Below are 22,965 nucleotides of genomic sequence, written 5' to 3'. Positions count from 1 at the left end.
CTGGGGACATGAGCGAGATCCGTTGGGGCGTCGTCGGGCCGGGCCGCATCGCGGAGAAGGTGGTGGCCGACTTCGCCGCCGTGGACGGCGCCCGCGCGGTCGCCGTCGCCTCCCGCTCCGCCGACCGGGCCCGGGACTTCGCCGACCGGCACGGCGTCGAGCGGGCGCACGGCTCCTACGCCGCGATCCTGGCCGACCCGGACGTCGACGTCCTCTACGTCGCCACCCCGCACCCGCAGCACCACGCCATCGCCCTGGGCGCCATCGCCGCGGGCAAGGCGCTGCTGGTGGAGAAGGCGTTCACCGCCACCGTCGCCGGGGCCCGCGAGGTCGTCGACGCCGCCCGCGCCGCCGACGTCTTCGTCATGGAGGCGATGTGGACCCGCTTCCAGCCCGCCGTCGTCCGGCTGCGCGAGCTGATCGCCGACGGCGCGATCGGTGAGGTGCGCTCGGTGCAGGCCGACCTCGGCGTCCAGCGCGAGTTCGACCTCACCGACCGGCTGTTCGCGCGTGAGCTCGGCGGCGGCGCCCTCCTCGACCTGGGCGTCTACGTCGTCTCCTTCGCCCAGATGCTGCTCGGCGACCCCGACACCGTCACCGCCACCGGGTCGCTGTTCGACAACGGCGTCGAGGCCGAGGCCTCGCTGCTGCTCGGGTACGCCGACGGCCGCTCGGCGACGCTGATGACCTCGCTGCACAACGCGCTGCCCGGGCAGGCCCGCGTGTTCGGCACCGCAGGCTGGATCGACGTCCTCCCCCGCTTCCACCACCCGGCCACGATCGTGCTGCACCGGGTCGGTGCGGAGGCCGAGGAGATCACCCTCCCGGCGCTGGCCGCCGGCTACTCGCACGAGCTGATCGAGGTGACCGAGTGCCTGCGGGCCGGCCGCACCGAGAGCGCCGTGATGCCGCTGGCCGACACCCTCGCGGTACAGGACGCGCTCGAGCAGGCCGCCGGTCAGCTGGGCGTGACGTTCGCCGAGGACCCCGCCGTCCTCTGACGGGCGGGCGGCCACGCGGTCCCGTCCGCCTCGGCCATCGCGGGCACCCGGGTGTGCTGCCCGCCCGTCGCCCGGACGGCCCCGGCGAAGGTGACCGCGTCGACCGTGGCCGCACCGCCGGGGTCGTTGTTGAAGTACACGAGGACGTCGTCGGCGCCGTAGGTGTCGGCGAGCCGCTGGGCCCACAGCTGCAGCGTCTCCGGCCGGTAGCCCCACCCCTCGGCGCCGGTGTGCAGCCGCAGGTAGCCCCACTCCGCCGTCCGCCACAGCGGGGCGACCGGCTGCTCGCCGCGGTCGGCCCAGCACAGCGCCGCCGAGTACCGCTCCAGCAGCGCCCGGACGTCGTCGGTCCACCAGCTCTCGTGCCGCGGCTCGACGGCCACCCGGGTGCCGGTCGGGAACTGGGCGAGGCACTCGCTGAGCAGGTCGACGTCGGCCCGCAGCGTCGGGGGCAGCTGCAGCAGGACGACGTCCAGCCGGTCCCCGAGGCCGGCCACCCGGTCCATCAGCCGGGCGACCGGCTCGGCGGGGTCCCGCAGCCGCTTCATGTGGGTGAGGAAGCGGCTGGCCTTGACCGCCCAGCGGTAGTCGGGTGGCGTGCGGTCCCGCCACGCCTGGAACGTCGCCCGCTCCGGCAGCCGGTAGAAGGCGTTGTTGCTCTCGACGGTGGCGAAGTGGGCCGCGTGGTGCTCCAGCCACAGCCGCTGCGCCAGGGCCGGCGGGTAGAAGCGGCCACGCCAGTCGCGGTACTGCCACCCCGACGTCCCGATGACCACCGTCACCCGCCGCGCCTACCCGCTGCCGCCGGTGGCCACGCCCCCGACGCCGAACCGTTGATCATGGGGTCGTTGCGCCACGGCACGCCGTCCACCGGTGTGTCGACGGCGAGACCTCCATGATCGACGCGGTGAGCGGCCCAGGAACGCCGACAGGGGCGGCCCGCGCGATGCGCGGACCGCCCCTGCCGGGCAGTGCTGGTGGTGCTGTGCTCAGCTGGCGCCGAGTGGCGGACTCAGAAGTCCATGCCGCCCATGCCGCCACCCTCGCCGCCGCCGACCGGCGGGCCGTTCTTCTCCGGCTTGTCGGCGATGACGGCCTCGGTGGTCAGGAAGAGCGCCGCGATGGAGGCGGCGTTCTGCAGGGCCGAGCGGGTGACCTTGGCCGGGTCGATGATGCCGGCCGCGATCAGGTCCACGTACTCGCCGGAAGCGGCGTTGAGGCCCCAACCGATCTCGGAGTTGCGGACCTTCTCCGCCACGACGCCACCCTCGAGGCCGGCGTTGACGGCGATCTGCTTCAGCGGGGCCTCGAGCGCGACGCGCACGATGTTGGCACCGGTCGCCTCGTCACCCTCGAGCTCGAGCTTGTCGAACGCGACCGTGACGGCCTGCGCCAGGGCGACGCCACCACCGGCGACGATGCCCTCCTCGACGGCGGCCTTGGCGTTGCGCACCGCGTCCTCGATGCGGTGCTTGCGCTCCCGCAGCTCGACCTCGGTGGCGGCACCGGCCTTGATCACCGCGACGCCGCCGGCCAGCTTGGCCAGCCGCTCCTGCAGCTTCTCGCGGTCGTAGTCGGAGTCCGACTTCTCGATCTCGGCACGGATCTGGTTGACGCGACCCTGGATCTGGTCGGCGTCACCGGCGCCCTCGATGATCGTGGTCTCGTCCTTGGTGGTGACGAACTTGCGCGCGCGGCCCAGCAGGGACAGGTCGGCGGTGTCGAGCTTGAGGCCGACCTCCTCGCTGATGACCTGGCCACCGGTGAGGATGGCGATGTCGGCGAGCATGGCCTTGCGGCGGTCACCGAAGCCGGGGGCCTTGACGGCGACCGACTTGAAGGTGCCACGGATCTTGTTGACGACCAGGGTCGCGAGGGCCTCGCCCTCGACGTCCTCGGCGATGATCGCCAGCGGCTTGCCGGACTGCATGACCTTCTCCAGCAGCGGGAGGAGGTCCTTGACCGTGGAGATCTTCGAGTTGACGACCAGGATGTACGGGTCGTCGAGCACGGTCTCCATGCGGTCGGTGTCGGTCACGAAGTAGGCCGACAGGTGACCCTTGTCGAAGCGCATGCCCTCGGTGAGCTCGAGCTCGAGCCCGAAGGTGTTGCTCTCCTCGACGGTGATGACGCCTTCCTTGCCGACCTTGTCCATCGCCTCGGCGATGAGCTCGCCGATGGCCGGGTCCGCGGCGGAGATCGAGGCGGTGGCCGCGATCTGCTCCTTGGTCTCGACGTCCTTGGCGGTCGACAGGAGGTACTCGGAGACCGAGGCGACGGCCTTCTCGATGCCCTTCTTCAGGGCCATCGGGTTGGCGCCGGCGGCGACGTTGCGCAGCCCCTCGCGGACGAGGGCCTGGGCGAGCACGGTGGCGGTGGTGGTGCCGTCACCCGCGACGTCGTCGGTCTTCTTGGCGACCTCCTTGACGAGCTCGGCCCCGATCTTCTCCCACGGGTCCTCGAGCTCGATCTCCTTGGCGATGCTCACACCGTCGTTGGTGATGGTGGGGGCGCCCCACTTCTTCTCCAGCACGACGTTGCGGCCACGGGGGCCGAGCGTCACCTTGACGGCGTCGGCGAGCTGGTTCATGCCCCGCTCGAGGCCGCGGCGGGCCTCTTCGTTGAACGCGATCATCTTGGCCATGTGGTGATGTCCTCCGAGCGTGGATCGCTGCACGGCCGGGTCCGGCGCCCGCGACGGACGGCACCGGCGCCGTGGACGCTCCTGCGGCCCACGTTCCGGTACCTCACCGTTCCGACCTGGTTGGCACTCGGGTGCTCCGAGTGCCAGTGCAAAGTCTGGCACTCGACCCCGGCGAGTGCAAGAACGGGGGGTCCTGGGACGCAGCGAGGCCCGGTCCCCGAGCGGGGACCGGGCCTCGTGGCGGGGCAGCGGTCAGACGGCCTGGACGGCGTCGGCCTGCGGACCCTTCGCGCCCTGGACGACCTCGAAGCTGACCCGCTGGCCCTCCTCGAGGCTCTTGTACCCGTCCATCTGGATCGACGAGTAGTGGACGAAGACGTCCTGACCGCCGTCGACGGCGATGAAGCCGAAGCCCTTCTCGGCGTTGAACCACTTGACGGTGCCCTGTGCCACGTGTGCTCCCACGTTCGTGCGTGCGGACGGCCCCTTGGAGTCGCGGGGCCGGGTGTCGCGCTTCCGCCCGTGATCACGAACGTCGGACGCTGACCGCGCGGAACGGTACAGCAGCAGGGTGTCCGAGGTCACCCTGCTGCCGCGCGACTCCTCCGGTCGTGGTACTCGCCCACGACCGGAGGAGCCGGCCGTTCAGGAGATGAGGCCGGCCTCGCGCAGCGACTTCAGCGAGGGCTGCACGTGGTGGGACGGGCCGATCACCGGCAGCAGCGGGTCGAGGGTCTTGAGGCCCTCGCCGGTGTTGAGGACGACGGTCTCCTGCGCCGGGTCGAGCAGGCCGCGCTCGACCAGCTGGCGCAGCACCGCGACGGTGACGCCGCCGGCGGTCTCGGCGAAGACCCCGGTGGTGCGGGCCAGGTCGCGGATGCCGGCGATGATCTCGGCGTCACCGACCCGGCCGACCGAGCCGCCGGTGCGCCGGATGGCGTCCAGCGCGTAGGGGCCGTCGGCGGGGTTGCCGATGTTCAGCGACTTGGCGATCCCGGTGGGCTTGACCGGCTTCACGACGTCCCAGCCGTTGTCGAACGCGGTGGCGATCGGGTCGCAGCCGGCCGACTGGGCGCCGAAGATCTTCCACTCGGTGTCCTCGACGATGCCGGCGGCGACCAGCTCGCGCCAGGCCTTGTCGACCTTGGTCAGCAGCGAGCCCGACGCCATCGGGATGACCACCTGGGCCGGGATGCGCCAGCCCAGCTGCTCGGCGATCTCGTAGCCCATCGTCTTCGAGCCCTCGGCGTAGTACGGCCGGACGTTCTGGTTGACGAAGGCGGTGTCCTCGAACTCGTCGGTCTCGGCGAGCTCGCTGGTCAGCCGGTTGACGTCGTCGTAGTTGCCGTCGACGGCGACCAGCGCCTGCCCGTAGACCGCGGACTGGGTGATCTTCCCGGGCTCGAGGTCGCTGGGCACGAACACGAACGAGGGGAGCCCCATCCGGGCGGCGTGCGCGGCCACCGAGTTGGCCAGGTTGCCGGTCGAGGCGCAGGCGATCTTGGCGTAGCCGAAGGTCTTCGCGGCTGTGGCGGCCAGGCTGACCACCCGGTCCTTGAAGGAGTGCGTGGGGTTGGCCGAGTCGTCCTTGACCCACAGCCCGCCGGTGAGGCCGAGCTCGGCGGCGAGCCGGTCGGCCTGCACGAGCGGCGTCATGCCCGGGTCGAGGGTGACCCGGTCGGCGGGGTTGTGGCCCACCGGCAGCAGCGCCACGTAGCGCCAGATGTTCTGCGGGCCGGCCTCGATCTGCTGGCGGGTGACCGCCCGCATGAGGTCCTTGTCGTAGTCGACCTCGAGCGGGCCGAAGCACTCGGCGCAGGCGTGCTCGGCGATCAGGCCGAAGGTGGCGCCACAGTTGCGACAGACGAGCCCGCGGGCGGGGTTCGGCGGGACCGGCCCACCCTCGGTGACGTCAGCCTGGGCGGAGCCGGGAGCGGTCATGGTCATGCGACGACTACCTCCTCATCTTCCCCGCGCCGGGCCGTCGAGCCGCGCGAGACGGAATTGGCACCTTCCGTCGCGGGAGTGCGACGGCGGTTGCCGGGGCTTCATCGGGCCGTGTCCCTCTGCCCCTCTGGATGAGTGGAACGACACGGACTCTACCCGCGCCCACCGCCGGTCCTCGGCACCGACAGGATGGGCCGGTGGCCACCCGCATCGTCTACACCGATCTCGACGGCACGATGGTGGGCCCGCACGGGTCCTTCTGGACGGCGGCGGGCGGTGGGTGGACCTCCGCGGCGGCCGACGCGCTGCTGCAGCTGCACCGGTCCGGCGTCCCGCTCGTGCTGGTCAGCGGCCGCACCGCCACCCAGCTGATGGAGACCGCCCGGGTCTTCGCCGCCGACGGCGCGATCGCCGAGCTGGGCTCGCTGGTCACCTGGGACGGCGGCACGCGCAGCCGGCTGCTCACCGGTGCCCTGCCGGAGCAGTACGCCGGCCGCGAGCCGGTCGACGTGCTGGCCGAGCTCGGCGTCGTCGAGGAGCTGATGGCCGACCACCCGGGCCGGGTCGAGTGGCACGCGCCCTGGCACGCCACCCACTCCGCCGACGCGCTGCTGCGCGGACGGGTGGACGCCGCGGCGGTCGACGCCTGGCTGGCCGAGCGCGGCTGGGGCTGGCTGACGATGAACGACAACGGCGAGGTGCCGGTCACCCCGGACATGACCCTGGCCGACGGGGCGCTGCCGCCGCACGTCTACCACCTGATGCCGCGCGGGATCAGCAAGGGCGAGGCGATCCGCTGGGACCTCGCCCGCCGCGGGCTCACCGCCGAGGACGCCGTCGCGGTGGGCGACAGCGTCAGCGACCTGGAGATGGCCGCCGCGGTGGGGCGGCTGTTCATCACCGCCAACGGGGCCGCGGTACGCGGCATGGCCGAGCGGATCGCCGCCCTGGCCAACGTCTCGGTGACCGAGGCGCACATGGGCGAGGGCTGGGCCCAGGCCGTCCGCGCCTCGCTCTGACCCCGGAGTTGGATCAGGTCACCTGATCAGAGACTGTCCTACCGCACCAACGCTGGTGAGGTAGGACAGACGGTGATCAGGTGACCTGATCACCGTCTGTGCATCAGCTCGTGACGTCCTTGCGGGCGAAGTGGCGGAAGGCGAGGGCGGTGAACAGCGCCGACCACGCCAGCCCCTGGACGACGCCGCGGAACAGGTCGCCGGAGTCGACCGGGGTCTGCAGCAGGTCGGTCCAGGCGAACCCGAACGCCGTCGGGAACCAGTCACGGATGGCGCCGAGCTGCTCCACCGCCTCGAGCACCGCGAACACCACGGTGGTGAACACCGCGCCGCCGACCGCCGCCAGCGGGGCGTCGGTGAGGGTCGAGATCCAGAACGCCAGCGTCCCGACGATCAGCAGGTGGACGACGAGGAAGCCGACCATCCCGGCCAACCGCACCAGCCCGGTCCGCTGGTCGAGCGCGACGCCGACCGGGGTCTGGACGGCATCGAAGCCGTAGGCGATGCCGCCGGCGACCAGGGCGACGAGGACCAGCGTCAGCATCGCGCCGACCGACATGACCAGCGCGGCCAGCCACTTCTGCCGCAGCAGCCGGGCCCGCGGCACCGGGGTGGCCAGCGCGTAGCGCAGCGACCCCCAGGACGCCTCGCTGGCCACGGTGTCGCCGAAGAACAGCGCGAACACCACGACCAGGAAGAACCCGCTGGTGGCGAAGAGGGTGAACAGGGTCAGGTTCAGCCCGCTCGCGGTCGCGACGTCGACCAGGTTGACCCGGGCGTTCTCCTCGGCCTCCTCGGCACCGCCCAGGGCCAGCGCGCCGATCAGGATCAGCGGCAGCGCGGCCATCAGCGCGAACACCCCGATGGTCCGGCGGCGCTTGAACTGCCGGCGCAGCTCGACCCCCAGCCGGAGGGTGCGCTCGGGTCGGAAACCGGCGGCCGCCCCGGAGGCCTGGGGGGCCGAAGTCGCGACTTCGGCCCTTGATGCGTGGCTCATGACTCCCCCACCAGTGACAGGAACGCGTCCTCGAGCCGGCGGCGCGGGGTGAGCTGGTCGACGGCGATGCCCGCCCCGACCAGCGCGGTCAGGGCGGTGGCGCGGCCGGTCGGGCCGAGGTCGACCACCAGCCCCTCGCTCGTCCGCTCCACCTGCCCGGCCCCCGGCAGCCCCTCGAGCAGCGCGACGGCCCGGTCGGTGTCGGCGGGGTCGGCCAGCCCGACCAGGACCGAGCCACCGGCGCCGATGATCTCCTCGACGGTGCCCTGCACGATCTTCTGCCCCTTGGCCATCACGACCACGTGGCTGCAGGTCTGCTCGATCTCGCTGAGCAGGTGGCTGGAGACGATGACGGTGCGGCCGGTGCGGGCGTAGGACTGCAGGACCTCGCGCATGGCGTGGATCTGCGGCGGGTCGAGGCCGTTGGTCGGCTCGTCGAGCACCAGCAGGTCGGGCAGGCCGAGCATCGCCTGGGCGATGGCCACCCGCTGCCGCATGCCCTGGCTGTAGCTGCGCACCCGCTTGTCCAGCGCCTTGCCCAGGCCGGCGACCTCGATGGCCTCCTCCATGTGCGCGTCGGCCAGCGGCCGGCCGGTGGCGGCCCAGTAGAGCGTGAGGTTGTCGCGGCCGGACAGGTGCGGCTGCAGCCCGGTGCCCTCGACGAAGGAGCCCAGCCGGGACAGCACCGGGGCGCCGGGGCCGGCGGCGTGGCCGAAGATCGAGATGCGCCCCTCGGTGGGCCGGATCAGCCCCATCAACATGCGCAGCGACGTGGTCTTGCCCGCGCCGTTGGGCCCGAGCAGCCCGAGCACCTGGCCGCGGCGCACCTCGAAGGACAGGTCCCGCACGGCGACGAAGCCGTCCTTGTAGGCCTTGCTCACGTGCTCGAAGCGCAGCGGCACGTCCTCGCCGTCGGGCTCGACCACCGACAGCCGGCGGGCCCGGCGGCGGCCGAGCAGGACGGCGGCCAGCCAGCCGAGCAGCCCGAGCAGGACGACGGCACCGAGCAGCACCCACCAGCGGGTGGCCCCGGCGGCGGCCTGCACCGACCCGGGGACCTCGGGCACCGACAGCGTCGTCCCGTCGGCCAGCGCCACGGAGGCGACCGACGGCTGGGCGGGCAGGGAGAACGCCTGGTCGGTGCTGGAGACCAGCACGCGCAGCGTGTGGCCGACCTCGAAGCGGTGCACGATCGCCGGCAGGGTGACCGCGACCTCGGTGGGCGCGGCGGGGTCGGTGGACACCCCGGTCAGCGCCAGCGGCGCCACCAGCCCGCCGGGCAGCGTCGTCGCGCCGTCGGGGCCGACGTCGTAGAGCTTGGCGAACATCGTCGCGGTGCCACCGGGGGCGGACACGGCCAGCCGCACCGTCGAGGCGCCGACCACGTCGAGCGCGGTGGTCAGCGGCTCGCTGTCGAAGGCGGCGTACTGGCCGGGGATCTCCAGCGTCGTGCCGCCGAGGGCGGAGCTGACCGAGCCCAGGCCCGGCACGATCGTCAGCGCGGCGGGGCTGCCGCCGGCGGGGGTGACCACCGGCTGGGTCGGGCCGCTCACCGCGACGTCCTGGCGCTGCACCGGGTCGCCGCCGTCCAGGCCGGGGTAGGCGGGGGCGGAGACGGTCTGCGCGCCGCCCTGCACCTGGCCGATGCCCGAGCCCAGGCCGGTGGGTGCGGGGTAGCTGAAGCCCCCGCCGGTGCCGGTGCCGGAGTCGCGCAGGTACCGGTCGAACCAGCCGGCGACCTCGTCGCGCAGGTCGGCGGTGACACCCGCCGACGCCGGGCTGTCGTGGCCCCCGGCGTACCAGACCACCCGGACGTCGGTGCCGTTGGCGGCGATCCCGCGGGCGTTGGCGTCGGCCTGGCCGAGCCCGAACAGCGAGTCCTGGGTGCCCTGCACGAGCAGGGTGGGCGCGGTGATCCGGTCGAGCACGCCGGCCGGGCTGCTGCGGTCGAGGACGGCGGCGATCTCCGGGGTGAGCGTGCCGGTGGACGCCGCCGACTGGTACGCGGCGCAGACGTCGGCCCGGAAGCGGCCGCAGGTGAGCGCCTGGGGGTCGACGCCGGACAGGTCCGGGACGGCGGCCGCGCTGCCCCCGCCACCGGCCGGCCCGCCGAGCAGGCCGTCACCGGTGGGCACCGAGCCGACGCCGAAGAACAGGCCGGCCCACAGCCGCTTGAACACCCCGGCGTCGTCGGTGCCGGGGGTGGCGGCCGGGGTGCCGGCGCCGGTGACCTCGGCGGCCTGGTCGGGGAAGAACGCGCTGGTGAGGGAGTTCCAGGTGATCTGCGGGGCGATCGCGTCGACCCGGTCGTCGTAGGCGGCGGCCAGCAGCGAGAGCGCCCCGCCGTAGGAGCCGCCGGCCACGCCCACCCGCGGGTCGCCGGGGGCGTCGCGGACGATGTCGTCCCGGGCGGCGAGCAGGTCGATCAGCGTGCTGACGTCGGCGACCTCGTAGCGCGGGTCGTCGAGCCCGATCTGCCCGGTGCTGGCGCCGAAGCCGCGGGCCGACCAGGCCAGGACGACGTAGCCGCGGCCGGCGAGGTCGCGGGCGTCGGCGTCCACGGAGGCCTTGCTGCCGCCGAACCCGTGGGCCAGCAGGACCGCCGGGGCCGGCGTGCCGGCGGTGGCCGAGGCCGGCCGGTAGAGCGTGGTGTCGAGCTCGACGGCGTCGGCGCCCGAGCCGGAGGGCACCCGGGCGTCCTCGGTGGTCACGTCCTCGGCGGCCCGGGCCGGCGGCGCCGTGCCGACGAGCACGGCGGAGAGGACGGGGAGCAGGAGCAGGAGGGCGAGCAGGGCGGACGGCACCGGCCGGGCGCCGGGGCGCGAGCCGATCCGCGCCGGCCCGGGAGCGGTGCGCACGCACCGCGCAACGCACGACACCCCGCCGGCGTTCCGGCCGGCGGGCAGCCGGTTCAGGGCTTCCAGTTCCCGGTGGCGACGACGACGATGCCGGGGTCGGCCACGCCCTCGACGTCGAAGAAGCGCTCGACCGGCCCGGTGACGTCGGCACCGAACTGCTCGACCAGCTGCAGGGCGGCCTGCTGCTGCTCGGTGTCGCCCGCGGTGAAGAAGACGGTCGTGGCAGCGATGTCGTCACCGGGGTAGGCGCCGGTGTCGAGCACCTCCCAGCCGCCGGCGGTGAACGCGTCGCCGATCCGGGCGGCCAGCCCGGTGATGTTCGTGCTGTTGAGGACGGTGATCGGGGCCTTGACCGGCGCCGGCGGCACCGGCGCCTCGGTGGTGACCGGGGCCAGCGACGGCAGGGGCGGCGGCGGCAGGGCCGACAGCGCGGGCGCCGACGTCACCGGCGTCTGCGCGGCGATCTCGGAGGTGCGGGGCGAGGTGAACGACCAGACGCCGAGCACGACCAGGGCGACGACGACCACGGCGAGCACGCCCTGCACGGCCCGGCGCGGGGCGCCCGGCGCAGCGGCGTCGTCCTCGCGGCCGGGACCACGCCCGCCGGCGGGCGCCGCCGGGGGGGCGGTGCGCCGTCCGCCGGCCTTGCGCGCGGCGGCCTCGGCGGCCTGCCGCTCGAGCCGGGCGGCGGCGCGGCCACCCACGGGGACGTCGACGGGGCGGCGGGCCGGGGACTCGCCGTCCACGACCGACACGAGGGCGGTCTCGTCGGTGCGCATCCGCTCGTCGTCCCGGCGCTCGGCGCCGGGGCGATCGGCGGCCGGACGATCGACCAGCGGACGGGCCGGCGCAGCGGACCCGGCCGGGGCCGCGCGGTCGGCGGCGCGCGGGGCGATCTGCGGGGAGCGGGGCGGGGCCGACCGGGGGGCCGCCACCGGCGCCTCGGCGGCCATCGCACCCCAGGCCGACTCGGCCGGGGCCGCGCCGGAGACGCGCTGGGTCACGTCGGGGGTCGCCGGGGCGGCGGACCAGGCGCTCGCCCCGGAGGGTCGCGGCGGCACCGTGGTGGGCTCGGGCCGGTCGCCGTCCGGACGCCGCGCGGCGGGGCCGGCCGCGGGCGTCGGTCGCGGTGGCACCGGACGGGCGGAGGCCCGCGGCGGCACGGTGGAGGCCGGCGTGGCGGCGGTCATCGGCCCGGAGACGGGCGGCACCGCTCGCGGGGCCGGTGCCGACCCGGCGGCGGGGCCGGCGTCGCGGCCGGCGAGCACCGGGCCGGTGTCCCGGGCGGGGGTCAGGGGGCCGGCGTCGGAGCGGCGGCGGCCACCGCCCGGCGGCGGGCCGCTGGGCCGGCGCAGCAGCGGGTCCTCGCTCTGTGGCAGCAGGCCGTCGCGGCGGCGCTCGGCGCGGCTCGGGCGGGAGGCGCCGAGCACGTCCGCACCGGGCGTCCGGGGCGCCGCGGCACCGCGCAGGTCGGCGTCGCGCAGGTGCGGGTTCAGCACGGCGTCCGGAGCGGTGCGCGGACGAGGGTCGTGGGGGCGACCCGTGCCCGCAGGCTCGCTGGACGAGCTGCCGTCACCGACCGGATCGAGATGCCTCCCCACGGTGAGAGAGGCTAGTCCCGTCCGCGGTCGCTGCCCAGGACCCGATCGGAGCGCTGCCGCTGCCGCGCGGCCCGCATCCGGCGCAGCCGGCGCACCAGCAGCGGGTCGGCCACGAGGGCCTCCGGACGGTCGATCAGGGCGTTGAGCACCTGGTAGTAGCGGGTCGCCGACATCCCGAAGGTCTCCCGGATGGCCGCCTCCTTGGCCCCGGCGAAGCGCCACCACTGCCGCTCGAAGGCCAGGACGGCGCGGTCACGGGCCGACAGACCGGCTCGCGTGTCGTCCCCGGGCGCCCCATCCGTCACAGCAGCACCGGCTACCGGTGCCGTCGCGGGGTCGGGAGCGGCCGGCGACGGGACGCCCGGCGCGGGTTCGCTGCTCATGGGGTGCCTCCGGTGGGTGGGTGCCGGGGCGTGCGCGACGAGGCGGCGCCGTGGGGAAGCCGGCACCCTCGACGGTAGTCGCCGCACCGACGGTCCGGGGCACCGGAGCGCGCGTCAGGCCGCGGCCGGGACGGTGTCCGCCGCCGCGCGCCGGGTGCTGCGGGCCTGCCGCAGGCTGTCGGCGGAGAAGACGACCAGGGCCAGCCAGACGACGGCGAAGCCGACCACCCGGGCCGGGGGCATCGGCTCGCTGAACACGAAGACCCCGATGGCCAGCTGGATGAGCGGGTTGACGTACTGCAGCAGGCCCACCGTCGACAGCGGGATCCGGCGGGCCGCAGCCGCGAAGAGCAGCAGCGGGACCGCCGTGGCCACCCCGGCGAAGGCCATCAGCAGCGCGTTGCCGGCGCCCTCGTGGGCGAAGGCGGCCGAGCCCCGGGCCTGCAGCACGGCGATCACCGCGAGCGCCGGCAGGAACGCCACCGCCGTCTCGACGAACAGGCCGGGCACGGCGTCGACCCGCACGAGCTTCTTCATCAGGCCGTAGAGACCGAAGGAGCCGGCCAGCGCCAGCGCGATCCACGGCGGGTGGCCGTAGTCGACGGTGAGCACGACCACGGCCACCGCGGCCAGGCCGACCGCCACCCACTGCAGCCGCCGCAGCCGCTCGCCGAAGACCACGACCCCGAGCAGGACGCTGAACAGCGGCTGGACGAAGTACCCCAGCGAGCTCTCGACCACGTGCCCGGCGTTCACCGCGTAGACGTAGACGGTCCAGTTGACGACGATCAGCAGCGACGCGGCGCTGAGCACCAGCCGGGTGCGCCGGTCGGCGACGGCGGCCCGCACCTGCGACCAGCCCCGCCGCACGGTCAGCAGCAGGCCGACGAACAGCAGCGACCACACGATCCGGTGGGCCACGATCTCCAGGCCGGCGGCGGGCTCCAGCAGCGGGAAGTACAGCGGGAACAGGCCCCACAGCAGGTAGGCCGACAGGCCCGCCAGCACCCCGGTGCGTCGTTCGTCCACCGGCGCACCGTACGCGCGCCGTCCCGGGTGCCCGCGCGTCAGCGCCGGCGGCGCAGCACCGCCAGCCCGGCGAGCCCGGCCGCACCGGCCGCGGCGAGGACGCCGTGGTGCCGGCTGGCCCAAATCTGCGGGTCGCGGGTCCACTGCTGGTCGCTGAACCGGCCCTCGGCGCCGAAGTCGCGCCCGTCGGGCCCGTCGGCCGGCTCCCACAGGTTCGACGGGTCGTCGGGGCTCGCGTCGGCCCCGGTGAGCTGGCCGTCCTTGCCGGTGCGGGCCAGGTACCAGTCCATGAACTGCGGCCAGACCTCGTTGCCCAGCACCGTGTAGACCGTGGGCAGGCCCACCCACCACGCCCGCCGGGTCGGGTGCTCGGCGGCGTGCACGAGCGCTGCGGCCATCAGCTCCGGCGCGTAGATGGGCGCCACCGGCTGCGGCTTCTTCGGCATCTTGTTCAGCACCCAGTCGAACTGCGGGGTGTTCACGCCGGGCAGGTCGACCCGGGTGACGTGCACGCCGCTGCCCTGGCCCTTCAGCTCGGTGTGCAGCGCCTCGGTGAAGCCCTTCACCGCGTGCTTGGCCCCGCAGTAGGCGCTCTGCAGCGGCACGCCCCGGCGGCCCAGCGCCGAGCCGGTCTGCACGATGACGCCGCGGTCGCGCGGCCGCATGCGCGCCAGCGCGGCCATGGTGCCGTGGACGACGCCCAGGTAGGTGACCTCGGTGACCCGGGCGTACTCGGCGGCGGTGATGTCGGCGAACGGGGCGAAGACGGCCGTGAACGCGACGTTGACCCAGACGTCGATCGGGCCGAGCTCGGCCTCCACCCGCTCGGCGGCGGCGTCGACCGCCGTGGCGTCGGCGACGTCGACCGGCACGACCAGCGCCGTCCCCCCGGCCGCCCGCACCTCGGCGGCGGCGGCGTCCAGGCCCTTCTCCCCCCGGGCCAGCAGGGCGACCCGGTCGCCCCGGCGGGCGAAGGCCACCGCGGTGGCCCGGCCGATCCCGCCGCTGGCCCCGGTGACGACGACGACCTGACCGCTCACGTGACATCCACCTCTTCCGCAGGCGGCCCGCCCTGGGCCGTTCCCGGCCCCCGTTCTGCTCGGTCGGCGGTGGGCAGCAAACATGGGCACCACACAGCTCCGACCCGCGACCGCGGGGTGGAGGGTCGTGAGGGGTGGCGCGTGCACGGAGCGGAACTGCTGGGACTGGCGCTCGCCGCGGTGGCGGTGACCGCACTGGCCCGGCGGATGGGGTGGCAGGCCCCGCTCCTGCTGGTCGTCGTCGGCCTGGCTGCCAGCTTCGTCCCGGGGGTGCCGGAGTTCGCCATCGACGGCGAGCTGCTGCTGGCCCTCGTCCTGCCGCCGCTGCTCTACTCGGCGGCGCTGGGCGTCAGCTACGCCGGTTTCCGCTCGCTGCTGCACCCGATCGTGCAGCTGGGCGTGGTGCTGGTGTTCGTGACCGCGGTGGTCGTGGCCCTGCTCGCGCGGCTGGTGGTGCCCGGGCTGCCGATGCCGGTCGCCCTGGTGCTCGGCGCGATCGTCGCGCCGCCGGACGCGGTCTCGGCCGCGGCGGTCGGCCGCCGGCTGGGGCTCCCCCGGCCGATGATGACCGTGCTGTCGGGGGAGAGCCTCATCAACGACGCGGCGGCCCTGACCTTCTACAAGGTGGCCCTGGCCGCGGTGTTCGGCGCCGGCGGCGGGCTGCTCGGGCTGGACTGGGGGTCCGCGGCGGGCACCTTCGGGCTGGCCGTGGGCGTGGGCGTGGGGCTCGGCCTGGTCCTGGGCGTGGTCGTGCACGTCGTCCGGATGCGCCTGGACGACCCGGTGGTGGAGTCGGTGCTCGGGCTGATCGTGCCCTTCGCCGCCTACCTGCTGGCCGAGGAGCTGTCCGGCTCCGGCGTCCTGGCCGTCGTCGCCGCCGGCCTCTACCTGGGCCACCGCGGCCCCGAGGCCGGTTACGCCACCCGGCTGCAGGAGGGGCCGCTGTGGTCGTCGCTGGACCTGCTGCTCCAGGCGGTGGTGTTCGCGCTGATCGGGCTGCAGCTGCGCGCGGTGGTGGGCGAGGTCGCCGACTCCGAGCGCTCCACCGGCCAGCTGCTGGTGGCGGCCGCGGTGGTGCTGGCCACCGTCATCGTCGTCCGGGCGGTGTTCGTCTTCGGGCTCGAGCTGGTCCGCCGCACGCCCCGGCCGGTGCCCGGCGGGCACTGGGTCTCCCCCGCCCGGCCGCCGTGGACCTACCAGGCGGTGATCTCCTGGACCGGCATGCGCGGCGTGGTCACCCTCGCGGTCGCCGCGGCCCTGCCCGAGGAGGTCAACGGCGCCCCGTTCGCCGACCGCGGCGCCGTGCAGTTCCTGGCCTACGCGGTCACGATCGGCACCCTGCTGCTGCAGGGCCTCACCCTGCCGGCGCTGATCCGGCGGCTGGCCGTCCGCGACCCCGACCAGGACCAGCGGGACGCCGAGAGCGAGCTGCGGCTGCAGGAGCGCACCACCGCCGCCGCCCTGCAGCGCGCCGAGGAGCTCATCGCGCAGGCCCGGCCCAAGGTCGGCGACGAGCGGGCCGACCAGTGGGAGCAGCGCATCCGCGGCCCGCTCCAGGCGCGCACCCGGACGATGGCGCAGACCGTCCGGGCCGACCAGGAGGAGGAGCAGCAGCGCGGCCGCCGGCGGGCCGAGGGTTTCCGGCACCTGCGCCAGCAGGTCGTGCAGGCCCAGCGCCGCGCGCTCATGGCCGAACGCGACCGCGGCACCGTCGACGACGAGGTCGTGCGCGGCGTCCTGCAGGAGCTGGACTACGAGGAGGCGGCCAGCGCGCACAGCTGGACCACCCGGCTCTGAGCCGTCCCCGACGCGCGGCCGCTGCGGCGCCTACCGTGGCTGTGTGCACGCTGGACGACCCAACCCGGCCCAGTGGCTGTGGTACGCCTACGGCGGTGGGCTGCCCCGCTCGCTGTCGGACTGGGTGCTCGACGACACCACGCGGCGCAGCTGGGTGCTGCGGCACCTGGGCCGTGCGCTGGCCCAGCTCGCCCCGGTCGTGCTGCTCTGCCTGCTGGTCCCGCCGGTGCCCTTCGGCATCCGGGCCACCGCGGCCGGCGGCGGGCTGGTCATCGGCCTGCTCTTCTCGCTGGCCTACATGACCGAGACGACCGAGCACCGCGCGGTCAAGGCCGGCTGGCCGCCCGGGACGACGGCGCACCGCCGGGCCCAGCGCGCCGAGCGCGACCGCATCGAGCGCCACGCCCGCTACCGCTCCGACGGAGCCGGCAGCTTCGACTGACGAAGGACCCCCTCGCCGCCCGTCACTCGCAGGCTCGCGCCGGGGCCCGACGAGGGGGGCCTGCCTCCCTGGGACCATGCCGGCATGGACCCCTGCCTCTCCCGCCGGTCGCTGCTCGTCGCCGGGGGTGCCGGGCTCGGGGCCGTGGCGCTGAGTGCCTGCGGCGGCATCCCCGTCCCCGAGGTGGACGGCGTGGCACCCGGCGGCCGCATCGCCGCCCTGGCCGACGTCCCGGTCGGCGGGGCGTACCAGCTGGCGGTCGACGGACGCCGGGTGCTGATCGCCCAGCCGACCGCCGGCACCGTCGTCGGCTACGACGCCACCTGCCCGCACCAGGGCTGCACGGTGCGGGCCGGAGAGGACGGCGCCCTGGTCTGCCCCTGCCACGGGTCGGCGTTCGACCTGGCCACCGGCGACGTGCTGCAGGGGCCGGCCGTCGAACCGCTGGCCCCCTTCGCGGTCACCGTCTCCGGCGCCGACGTCCTCCTGGCCTGACGGCCCCCGTCCCGGTCCCGTCGGCCCCTCTGCAGGGGCCCGCCGCGAGCTCGCGAGCGGTGGGGGGCAGGGGGCCTCCAGCTACTCGCCGTCCTCGACCCGGAAGCCGATCTTCATGGTGACCTGGAAGTGGGCGACGTCGCCGTCGACGACCTGGCCGCGGATCTCGCTGGTCTGGAACCACTCGATGTGGCGGACGGTCTCCGACGCCTTCTTCACGGCGGTGCGGATGGCGTCGTCGACGCTGGTGGTGGAGCTGCCGACGATCTCGCTCAGCCGGTACACGTGGTCGCTCATCGGTCCTCCTCCTCGATTGCCGCCCGGCGGGCGGCGACTGCCCGACCCTGGCACACCGGGCGGCTGCCCGCCCGGCCTGCGGTCAGCGCGGGCCGCTCCGGACGACCCGGCGCACCTCGTCGACGTCGAGCCGGTAGGGGCCCAGCCGGGTCAGCACCCAGGTGGCGCCGGCGGCCTCCCACGGGGCCGGGTCGGCGTCAGCGGGCAGCTCGACCACGACGTCGAAGCCGGTCAGGTCACCGCCCCGGGCGTCGGCGACCGTCTGCCGCACCCCGGCCAGGTCGCCGGGGCCGGACAGTGAGATGACGAAGGCGCCGTCGTGCCGGGCGGCTCGGCGCAGCGGTGCTGCGTTGGGCCAGCGGCCACCGATCCAGAACGGGATCCCGCCGGGCCGGGTCGCCGCCGGGAGGAAGCGGACGTCGCGGGCGGTGAGGTGCTCGCCGTCGTGGTCGACCTGCTCCCCGGCCAGCAGCCGGCGCAGCAGCCCGAGCCCCTCGTCCAGCCGCGCGGCGCGGACCCGGGCGTCGAGCTCCTCGCCGAAGCGGGACAGCTCCCCCACCCCGCCGTCGTCGCCGAGGCCGAAGCCGAGCACCAGCCGCCCGCCGGACAGCCGGTCGAGGGTGGCCGCCTGCCGGGCCAGCACCTGGGGACGCCGCCGGGTCAGCGGCGTCACCATCGGGCCGAACTGCAGCCGCGTGGTGCGCACGGCGATCGCGGCGCAGCAGGTCCACGGATCGGCGATCTCGGTGACCGGCGCGGCGTACAGCAGGTGGTCCCACAGGAAGACGCCGTCCCAGCCGGCCTCCTCGGCCTCCACCGCGAGGTCGGCGAGCAGCACCGGGTCGGCCAGCGCGTCGAACGGCGGCAGGAACAGCCCGCGCCGGCTCATCGTGCCGCCGCCCGCACGAGGTCCATCGCCTCGGCGACCGGCAGCGAGGAGTCCAGCGCCGTGTGCCGCGGCGCCTCCACCCCGGCCAGGACGGCCCCGACGTGGCGCAGGGCCGCGGTGAACGAGTGCTGGTCGCGGGTGGGCCGCTCGACCACGGCCCCCGCCCCCGGACGACGCAGCTCGAGGGTGCTGCCCGGACGCGGGTGGTACGGGTCCTCGAGGCGGATCGTGCCCTCGGTGCCGCTGAGCACCGTCGTGGTGTCCGCGCCGCGCCGGAAGCCGCAGGACAGCAGCAGCCGCCGGTCGTCGGGGTAGCCGACCAGGGCGGCGAGCTCGGTCTCGACCTCGGCGCCGCGCACGGCGGACGCCGCGGCGGTGAGCGCCGGGGCGTCGAAGAGCTCGGCGGCCAGCCGCAGCGGGTAGCAGCCGACGTCGGCCAGCGCGCCGCCGGCCGTGGCGGCGGACAGCCGGATGTCCTCGGTGCGGCGGAGCAGGAAGTGGAACGCGCCGGAGATCTCCCGCAGCTCGCCGATCGCGCCCTCGGCCAGCAGCTCGACCAGCCGCCGGTGCTGGTCGGTGAAGGGGAAGACGAACGCCTCCCACAGCGGCAGCGCGGCCCGCCCGGCCACCGCCAGCACCCGGCGGGCCTGGTCGGCGTCGACGCACAGCGGCTTCTCGCAGAGCACCGCCTTGCCGGCCTCCAGCGCCGCGACCGCCCACTCGGCGTGCAGCGGGTTGGGCAGCGGCACGTAGACCGCCTGCACGGCCGGGTCGGCGAGCACCGCCTCGTAGCCGGCGACGCCGCGGGCGGCACCGTGCGCCTGCGCGAAGTCGGCGGCCCGGACGCCGTCCCGGCTGCCCACGACCACCGCCTCGCCCCCGGCCTCGGCCAGCGCGGGGAGGAAGCGGGACCGGGCGATGCCGGCGGTGCCGAGCACGCCCCAGCGGGTCGTGGGCGCGGGCATCAGCGGGCGGCCGGGTTCTGCACGGGAACATCCTGCCCTGCGCCGGGGCCGCGGGTGGAGCCCCATGTCCGGATTGAACGGACGACCTTCCGCTTACAAGGCGGGTGCTCTACCACTGAGCTAATGGGGCGGGTCGGACTGCACAGCAGGTTACCGGCCGGGGAGGGCCCGGGCTGCCGCCTCCCGGTGTCCGGGTGAGGATCAGGGCATGAGCAACTCGACGGTGGCGGTCCTGGGCACGGGGACTATGGGCGCCGGGATGGTCCGGTCGCTGCGGCGTGAGGGCATCCCGGTGCGGATGTGGAACCGCGACGGCAGCAAGGCCGCCGCGCTGACCGACACCGGCGCGGAGGCCTTCGGCACCGCCGCGGAGGCCGTCGCCGGCGCCGACGTCGTCCTCACCATGCTGTTCGACGCCGACTCGGCGATCGAGGTGGTCCGACAGGCCGACGTCCCGGCCGGCACGGTGTGGCTGCAGACGTCCACCGTGGGCGTCGAGGGCATCGAGCGGGTCGCCGAGGTCGCCCGCGAGCTGGGCCTCGTGCTCGTCGACTGCCCGGTGCTGGGCACGAAGGCCCCCGCCGAGCAGGGCCAGCTGGTGATGCTGGCCTCCGGCCCGGAGGAGCAGCGCACGGCGCTCGCCCCGGTGTTCGACGCGCTGGGCCGCAAGACGGTGTGGGCCGGCGAGGCGGGCGCCGGCAGCCGGCTGAAGATGGCCTGCAACGCCTGGCTGGTGTCGATCAGCGTGGGCACCGCCCAGTCGGTCGCGCTGGCCCGCGGGCTGGGGCTGGACCCGCAGCTGTTCCTCGACGCGGTCGACAGCGGCCCGATGGACACCCCCTACGCGAAGATGAAGGCGAAGAACATGATCACCGGCGAGCACCCGGTGAGCTTCGGGCTGACCGGGGCCACCAAGGACGCCGTGCTGATCCAGGCCGCGCTGAGGACCGCCGGGGTCTCCGACCGGTTCGACGCGGCCGCGGTCGAGACGATGCAGCTGGCGATCGACCGGCTGCCCGACCCGGGCGCGGTCGACCTGAGCGCGCTCATCGTCGGGCTCGAGCTGCGCGACTGACGCCCGGCCGCCCGGCCCGCGCGGCTGGGCGGCTCCCGGGCTCAGGCGGTCTCGGATCCTGCGGCGGGGTCGCCGGAGACGTACTCGGCCGGGTCGCTGTCGACCGTCGCGCCACCCTCGAGCCAGCGCACGAAGCCGGCCGGGTCACGCCGCTCGAGCTCGTCGAGCGCCTCCTGCCGGCGGCGGACCAGCCCCTGCCGGGTGAACGGGTCCCGGGCCCGGGCCAGCTCGGCCGAGCTGCGCACCCACTCACGTCCCAGGTCCTGCACCGACAGCCCCCGGACCCAGCGCCCGTCACCGGCGAGCGACGTCCCGGTCACCACGGCCTGCCGTTCGGCCCGGGCCGAGCGCAGCGCCCACCGGGCGAGCAGCACCCCGAGCACCGCCGCCACCGTCAGCGCGGTGACCGCGCCCCCGGCGAGCACGACACCCCCGCTGAGCAGCAGCAGGGCCGCGACGGTGCCGACGGCGGCGCGCCACGCGGCGTCGAGTGCCGCACGGCGTGGGTCCGGGGCGTCGCTCTCCCGGGCGACCCCGGCACCGATGCTGGCCGCGACCACGGCGGCGAGCGCAACGGCCACCAGGCCGTCGCCGCCGAGCGAGACCCCGCCGGCCGCGGCCAGCACCGCACCGAGGAGCACCAGCAGGGTGAGCCCGCAACGGGCGAGGAGCGGGCGCACGGGCACCGGGGCCTCCAGGGGTCGGGACGGCAGGCGCGGCGGGGCGGTTCCCCCCGCAGCTGGCCGTCCCTGCCCAGGACGGGGCAAGATCACCCTCCGCACGCGCGTCGACACGCCGGGCATGAGCGCGCGCGTCCAGGGAACTCACAGCGCACCACCAGTTCCGGACCAGTCCCGGGACCCACAGTGGACGCAGCACGGCAGGGAGGTCCTGCGGTGAGTGGGAGGGACGACCCGTGAGTGAGCACAACCGCCCGGCCGACGAGCAGGGGCACGGCACGGACCCGCACGCCGGGGGCAGCTCCGCGTGGGCACCGCGACCGGACGGCGGGCCCACGCACGACGGCCGCCCCACCTACGACGCCCCGGCCACGTACCGCCCCGAGGGCAACCCGTACGGGGCCCAGGCCCCGTACGGCGCGCAGGCCCCCACGCAGCAGTTCCCGCCGACCGGCGGCGCGCCGCAGCAGGGGCACCCCGGCCAGCACCCCCAGCAGTTCGCCACCCCGGCGGCCGCGCAGCCCTGGCCGCCGGCCGGCTACGGCACCCCCGGCTACCACCAGGCGACCACCCAGCCCGGCGGCCTCCCGCCGGCCTTCTCCCCCGCCGCCCCCGCACCGGCGAAGCCGGCCCGCGGCGGCCGGTGGCGGCTCGGGGCGATCGGCCTGGTCGCCGCGGGCGCGCTCGTCGGCGGCGGGGTGGGCGCCGGCGTCGTGGCCCTCAGCGACGATGGAGCCCTGGGCACCGCCGCGGCGCCGAGCGCGCAGACCGTCGTCATCAACGACCCGGAGACGGCCACCACCGCCACCGCGGCGGCCGGCAAGGCCTCGCCCAGCGTGGTGACCATCTACGTCAGCTCCGGCTCCGGGTCGGGCTCGGGGTCCGGCGTCATCATGACCGCCGACGGCTACGTGGTGACCAACAACCACGTCGTCTCGCTGGACAGCACCACCGACCAGGTGGCCGTGCAGGTGCGCACCGCCGACGGCACGCTCTACGACGCCACCGTGGTCGGCACCGACCCGACGTCCGACCTGGCCGTGGTGAAGCTGACCGACGCCTCCGGGCTCACGCCGGCCACGTTCGCCGACTCCGACGCGGTGCAGGTCGGCGACGCGGCGGTGGCCATCGGGGCGCCGCTGGGGCTGTCCAACACGGTCACCGACGGCATCATCAGCGCCACCAACCGCGCGGTGCAGACCGGCTCGACGCAGGACGACAGCACGGTGATCGACGCGCTCCAGACCGACGCGGCCATCAACCCGGGCAACTCCGGTGGCGCGCTGGTCAACGGCGCCGGCGAGGTGGTCGGCATCAACACCGCGATCGCCACGGTCGCCTCCGGCACCGGCCAGGACTCCGGCCAGGGCGGCAACATCGGCGTCGGCTTCGCCATCCCGGCCAACAGCGCCCAGCGGATCGCCCAGGAGATCATCGACACCGGCTCGGCCAGCCACGCCCTGCTCGGGGTCAGCGCGAGCACCGCGTCGTCCGCCGGTTCGGCCGTGGGCAGCGGCGCGCAACTGGCCTCGGTCTCGGACGGGTCCCCGGCCGCGGACGCCGGCCTGCAGGTGGGCGACGTCATCACCGCGGTCGACGACCGGGTGGTCACCACCTCCACCGAGCTGACCGCCGCCGTCCGCAGCTCCAGCCCCGGCGACACGGTCACCCTGACCGTTCGCCGTGGCGGGAGCAGCACCACGGTCGACGTCACCCTCGACGCCGCCACCGACTGAGCAAGGACCCCGTTGCCCCCCACCCCTCGCACGCTCGGGGCGGGACCCGGCCCCGGGGGCGGGGGGGGCG

21 protein-coding genes, 1 tRNA gene and 1 riboswitch are annotated in these 22,965 nt (G+C 75.3%); of the genes, 7 read left to right on the top strand and 15 right to left on the bottom strand.

Annotated features, from left to right (window positions below):
- Positions 1–8: 8 nt before the first annotated feature.
- Positions 9–1,001, top strand: coding sequence for a Gfo/Idh/MocA family protein (locus tag ACGBYP_RS16520; protein WP_411585844.1), 993 nt, complete (start codon positions 9–11; stop codon positions 999–1,001).
- Here ACGBYP_RS16520 and ACGBYP_RS16515 read toward each other — a convergent pair.
- From ACGBYP_RS16515 to thrC, 4 genes are all read right to left on the bottom strand, one after another.
- The gene (locus ACGBYP_RS16515) at positions 959–1,783 is read right to left on the bottom strand and encodes a DUF72 domain-containing protein (protein WP_411585842.1); all 825 of its coding nucleotides are present in this window, start codon (positions 1,781–1,783) and stop codon (positions 959–961) included. The genes ACGBYP_RS16520 and ACGBYP_RS16515 overlap by 43 nt on opposite strands.
- Before the next feature lie 230 nt (positions 1,784–2,013).
- Positions 2,014–3,645 carry a chaperonin GroEL gene (groL, locus tag ACGBYP_RS16510; protein WP_411585841.1) on the bottom strand — a complete coding sequence of 544 codons (1,632 nt, stop codon included), beginning with the start codon at positions 3,643–3,645 and terminating at the stop codon, positions 2,014–2,016.
- A gap of 252 nt (positions 3,646–3,897) precedes the next feature.
- Positions 3,898–4,098 carry a cold-shock protein gene (locus ACGBYP_RS16505; RefSeq protein WP_411585839.1) on the bottom strand — a complete coding sequence of 67 codons (201 nt, stop codon included), beginning with the start codon at positions 4,096–4,098 and terminating at the stop codon, positions 3,898–3,900.
- A 192-nt stretch (positions 4,099–4,290) separates the two neighbouring features.
- Positions 4,291–5,592, bottom strand: coding sequence for a threonine synthase (gene thrC, locus ACGBYP_RS16500; RefSeq protein WP_411585838.1), 1,302 nt, complete (start codon positions 5,590–5,592; stop codon positions 4,291–4,293).
- A 12-nt stretch (positions 5,593–5,604) separates the two neighbouring features.
- A riboswitch (SAM riboswitch) is annotated at positions 5,605–5,730 on the bottom strand.
- Positions 5,731–5,789: 59 nt separating this feature from the next.
- Here thrC and ACGBYP_RS16495 point away from each other — a divergent pair.
- Positions 5,790–6,611: an HAD family hydrolase gene (locus ACGBYP_RS16495; RefSeq protein WP_411585836.1), complete on the top strand. Its 822-nt coding sequence runs from the start codon at positions 5,790–5,792 to the stop codon at positions 6,609–6,611.
- Positions 6,612–6,714: 103 nt separating this feature from the next.
- On the opposite strand, the gene ACGBYP_RS16490 is transcribed toward ACGBYP_RS16495, so the two are convergent.
- The 6 genes from ACGBYP_RS16490 to ACGBYP_RS16465 form a co-directional block, all read right to left on the bottom strand.
- Entirely contained in the window at positions 6,715–7,608 is an 894-nt protein-coding gene (locus ACGBYP_RS16490) for an ABC transporter permease (RefSeq protein ID WP_411585834.1), read from the bottom strand.
- Positions 7,605–10,466 carry an alpha/beta fold hydrolase gene (locus tag ACGBYP_RS16485; protein WP_411585832.1) on the bottom strand — a complete coding sequence of 954 codons (2,862 nt, stop codon included), beginning with the start codon at positions 10,464–10,466 and terminating at the stop codon, positions 7,605–7,607. The genes ACGBYP_RS16490 and ACGBYP_RS16485 overlap by 4 nt, the downstream gene beginning before the upstream one ends.
- A 53-nt stretch (positions 10,467–10,519) precedes the next feature.
- Positions 10,520–11,965, bottom strand: coding sequence for a LytR C-terminal domain-containing protein (locus ACGBYP_RS16480; protein WP_411585830.1), 1,446 nt, complete (start codon positions 11,963–11,965; stop codon positions 10,520–10,522).
- Positions 11,966–12,078: 113 nt separating this feature from the next.
- Complete coding sequence (locus ACGBYP_RS16475; protein ID WP_411585829.1) at positions 12,079–12,372, bottom strand: DUF3263 domain-containing protein; 294 nt, start codon at positions 12,370–12,372, stop codon at positions 12,079–12,081.
- Between the two features lie 192 nt (positions 12,373–12,564).
- Positions 12,565–13,479 (bottom strand): EamA family transporter RarD, encoded by a 915-nt coding sequence (rarD, locus tag ACGBYP_RS16470; RefSeq protein ID WP_411585827.1) that lies wholly within the window; start codon positions 13,477–13,479, stop codon positions 12,565–12,567.
- Between the two features lie 38 nt (positions 13,480–13,517).
- Positions 13,518–14,519 carry an SDR family oxidoreductase gene (locus ACGBYP_RS16465; protein ID WP_411585826.1) on the bottom strand — a complete coding sequence of 334 codons (1,002 nt, stop codon included), beginning with the start codon at positions 14,517–14,519 and terminating at the stop codon, positions 13,518–13,520.
- Between the two features lie 141 nt (positions 14,520–14,660).
- Here ACGBYP_RS16465 and ACGBYP_RS16460 point away from each other — a divergent pair, with 141 nt between their 5' ends.
- The 3 genes from ACGBYP_RS16460 (at position 14,661) to ACGBYP_RS16450 (ending at position 17,253) form a co-directional block, all read left to right on the top strand.
- Positions 14,661–16,316 carry a Na+/H+ antiporter gene (locus ACGBYP_RS16460; protein ID WP_411585825.1) on the top strand — a complete coding sequence of 552 codons (1,656 nt, stop codon included), beginning with the start codon at positions 14,661–14,663 and terminating at the stop codon, positions 16,314–16,316.
- A gap of 43 nt (positions 16,317–16,359) precedes the next feature.
- The gene (locus ACGBYP_RS16455; RefSeq protein WP_411585823.1) at positions 16,360–16,758 is read left to right on the top strand and encodes a DUF5313 family protein; all 399 of its coding nucleotides are present in this window, start codon (positions 16,360–16,362) and stop codon (positions 16,756–16,758) included.
- Between the two features lie 84 nt (positions 16,759–16,842).
- Positions 16,843–17,253 (top strand): Rieske (2Fe-2S) protein, encoded by a 411-nt coding sequence (locus ACGBYP_RS16450; RefSeq protein WP_411585821.1) that lies wholly within the window; start codon positions 16,843–16,845, stop codon positions 17,251–17,253.
- Positions 17,254–17,334: 81 nt separating this feature from the next.
- Here ACGBYP_RS16450 and ACGBYP_RS16445 read toward each other — a convergent pair whose 3' ends face one another.
- From ACGBYP_RS16445 to ACGBYP_RS16430, 4 genes are all read right to left on the bottom strand, one after another.
- Complete coding sequence (locus ACGBYP_RS16445) at positions 17,335–17,550, bottom strand: dodecin (RefSeq protein ID WP_163611292.1); 216 nt, start codon at positions 17,548–17,550, stop codon at positions 17,335–17,337.
- Between the two features lie 82 nt (positions 17,551–17,632).
- The gene (locus ACGBYP_RS16440; protein WP_411585819.1) at positions 17,633–18,439 is read right to left on the bottom strand and encodes an LLM class flavin-dependent oxidoreductase; all 807 of its coding nucleotides are present in this window, start codon (positions 18,437–18,439) and stop codon (positions 17,633–17,635) included.
- The gene (locus tag ACGBYP_RS16435; protein WP_411585818.1) at positions 18,436–19,404 is read right to left on the bottom strand and encodes a Gfo/Idh/MocA family protein; all 969 of its coding nucleotides are present in this window, start codon (positions 19,402–19,404) and stop codon (positions 18,436–18,438) included. The genes ACGBYP_RS16440 and ACGBYP_RS16435 overlap by 4 nt, the downstream gene beginning before the upstream one ends.
- Before the next feature lie 55 nt (positions 19,405–19,459).
- Positions 19,460–19,534: transfer RNA gene (locus tag ACGBYP_RS16430), tRNA-Thr, on the bottom strand.
- A gap of 78 nt (positions 19,535–19,612) precedes the next feature.
- Here ACGBYP_RS16430 and ACGBYP_RS16425 point away from each other — a divergent pair.
- Positions 19,613–20,479, top strand: coding sequence for an NAD(P)-dependent oxidoreductase (locus tag ACGBYP_RS16425; RefSeq protein ID WP_411585816.1), 867 nt, complete (start codon positions 19,613–19,615; stop codon positions 20,477–20,479).
- A 41-nt stretch (positions 20,480–20,520) separates the two neighbouring features.
- On the opposite strand, the gene ACGBYP_RS16420 is transcribed toward ACGBYP_RS16425, so the two are convergent.
- Positions 20,521–21,165 (bottom strand): hypothetical protein, encoded by a 645-nt coding sequence (locus ACGBYP_RS16420; protein WP_411585814.1) that lies wholly within the window; start codon positions 21,163–21,165, stop codon positions 20,521–20,523.
- 230 nt (positions 21,166–21,395) lie between these two features.
- Here ACGBYP_RS16420 and ACGBYP_RS16415 point away from each other — a divergent pair, with 230 nt between their 5' ends.
- Positions 21,396–22,895 carry a S1C family serine protease gene (locus ACGBYP_RS16415; protein ID WP_411585812.1) on the top strand — a complete coding sequence of 500 codons (1,500 nt, stop codon included), beginning with the start codon at positions 21,396–21,398 and terminating at the stop codon, positions 22,893–22,895.
- Positions 22,896–22,965 lie beyond the last annotated feature (70 nt).

The sequence above is a fragment of the Modestobacter sp. SSW1-42 genome (genome assembly GCF_046635825.1).
Taxonomy (GTDB): Bacteria; Actinomycetota; Actinomycetes; order Mycobacteriales; family Geodermatophilaceae; genus Modestobacter.
Note: the sequence above shows the minus strand (reverse complement) of the source record. Positions and strands in the feature narration are given on the sequence as shown.

What these genes read in the sequence shown, in the direction of transcription:
- ACGBYP_RS16520 (WP_411585844.1), top strand. Translation starts at nt 9, where the DNA reads ATGAGCGAGATCCGTTGGGGCGTCGTCGGGCCGGGCCGCATCGCGGAG.
- groL (WP_411585841.1), bottom strand. Translation starts at nt 3,645, where the DNA reads ATGGCCAAGATGATCGCGTTCAACGAAGAGGCCCGCCGCGGCCTCGAG.
- thrC (WP_411585838.1), bottom strand. Translation starts at nt 5,592, where the DNA reads ATGACCATGACCGCTCCCGGCTCCGCCCAGGCTGACGTCACCGAGGGT.
- ACGBYP_RS16490 (WP_411585834.1), bottom strand. Translation starts at nt 7,608, where the DNA reads ATGAGCCACGCATCAAGGGCCGAAGTCGCGACTTCGGCCCCCCAGGCC.
- ACGBYP_RS16450 (WP_411585821.1), top strand. Translation starts at nt 16,843, where the DNA reads ATGGACCCCTGCCTCTCCCGCCGGTCGCTGCTCGTCGCCGGGGGTGCC.
- ACGBYP_RS16445 (WP_163611292.1), bottom strand. Translation starts at nt 17,550, where the DNA reads ATGAGCGACCACGTGTACCGGCTGAGCGAGATCGTCGGCAGCTCCACC.
- ACGBYP_RS16440 (WP_411585819.1), bottom strand. Translation starts at nt 18,439, where the DNA reads ATGAGCCGGCGCGGGCTGTTCCTGCCGCCGTTCGACGCGCTGGCCGAC.
- ACGBYP_RS16435 (WP_411585818.1), bottom strand. Translation starts at nt 19,404, where the DNA reads ATGCCCGCGCCCACGACCCGCTGGGGCGTGCTCGGCACCGCCGGCATC.
- ACGBYP_RS16425 (WP_411585816.1), top strand. Translation starts at nt 19,613, where the DNA reads ATGAGCAACTCGACGGTGGCGGTCCTGGGCACGGGGACTATGGGCGCC.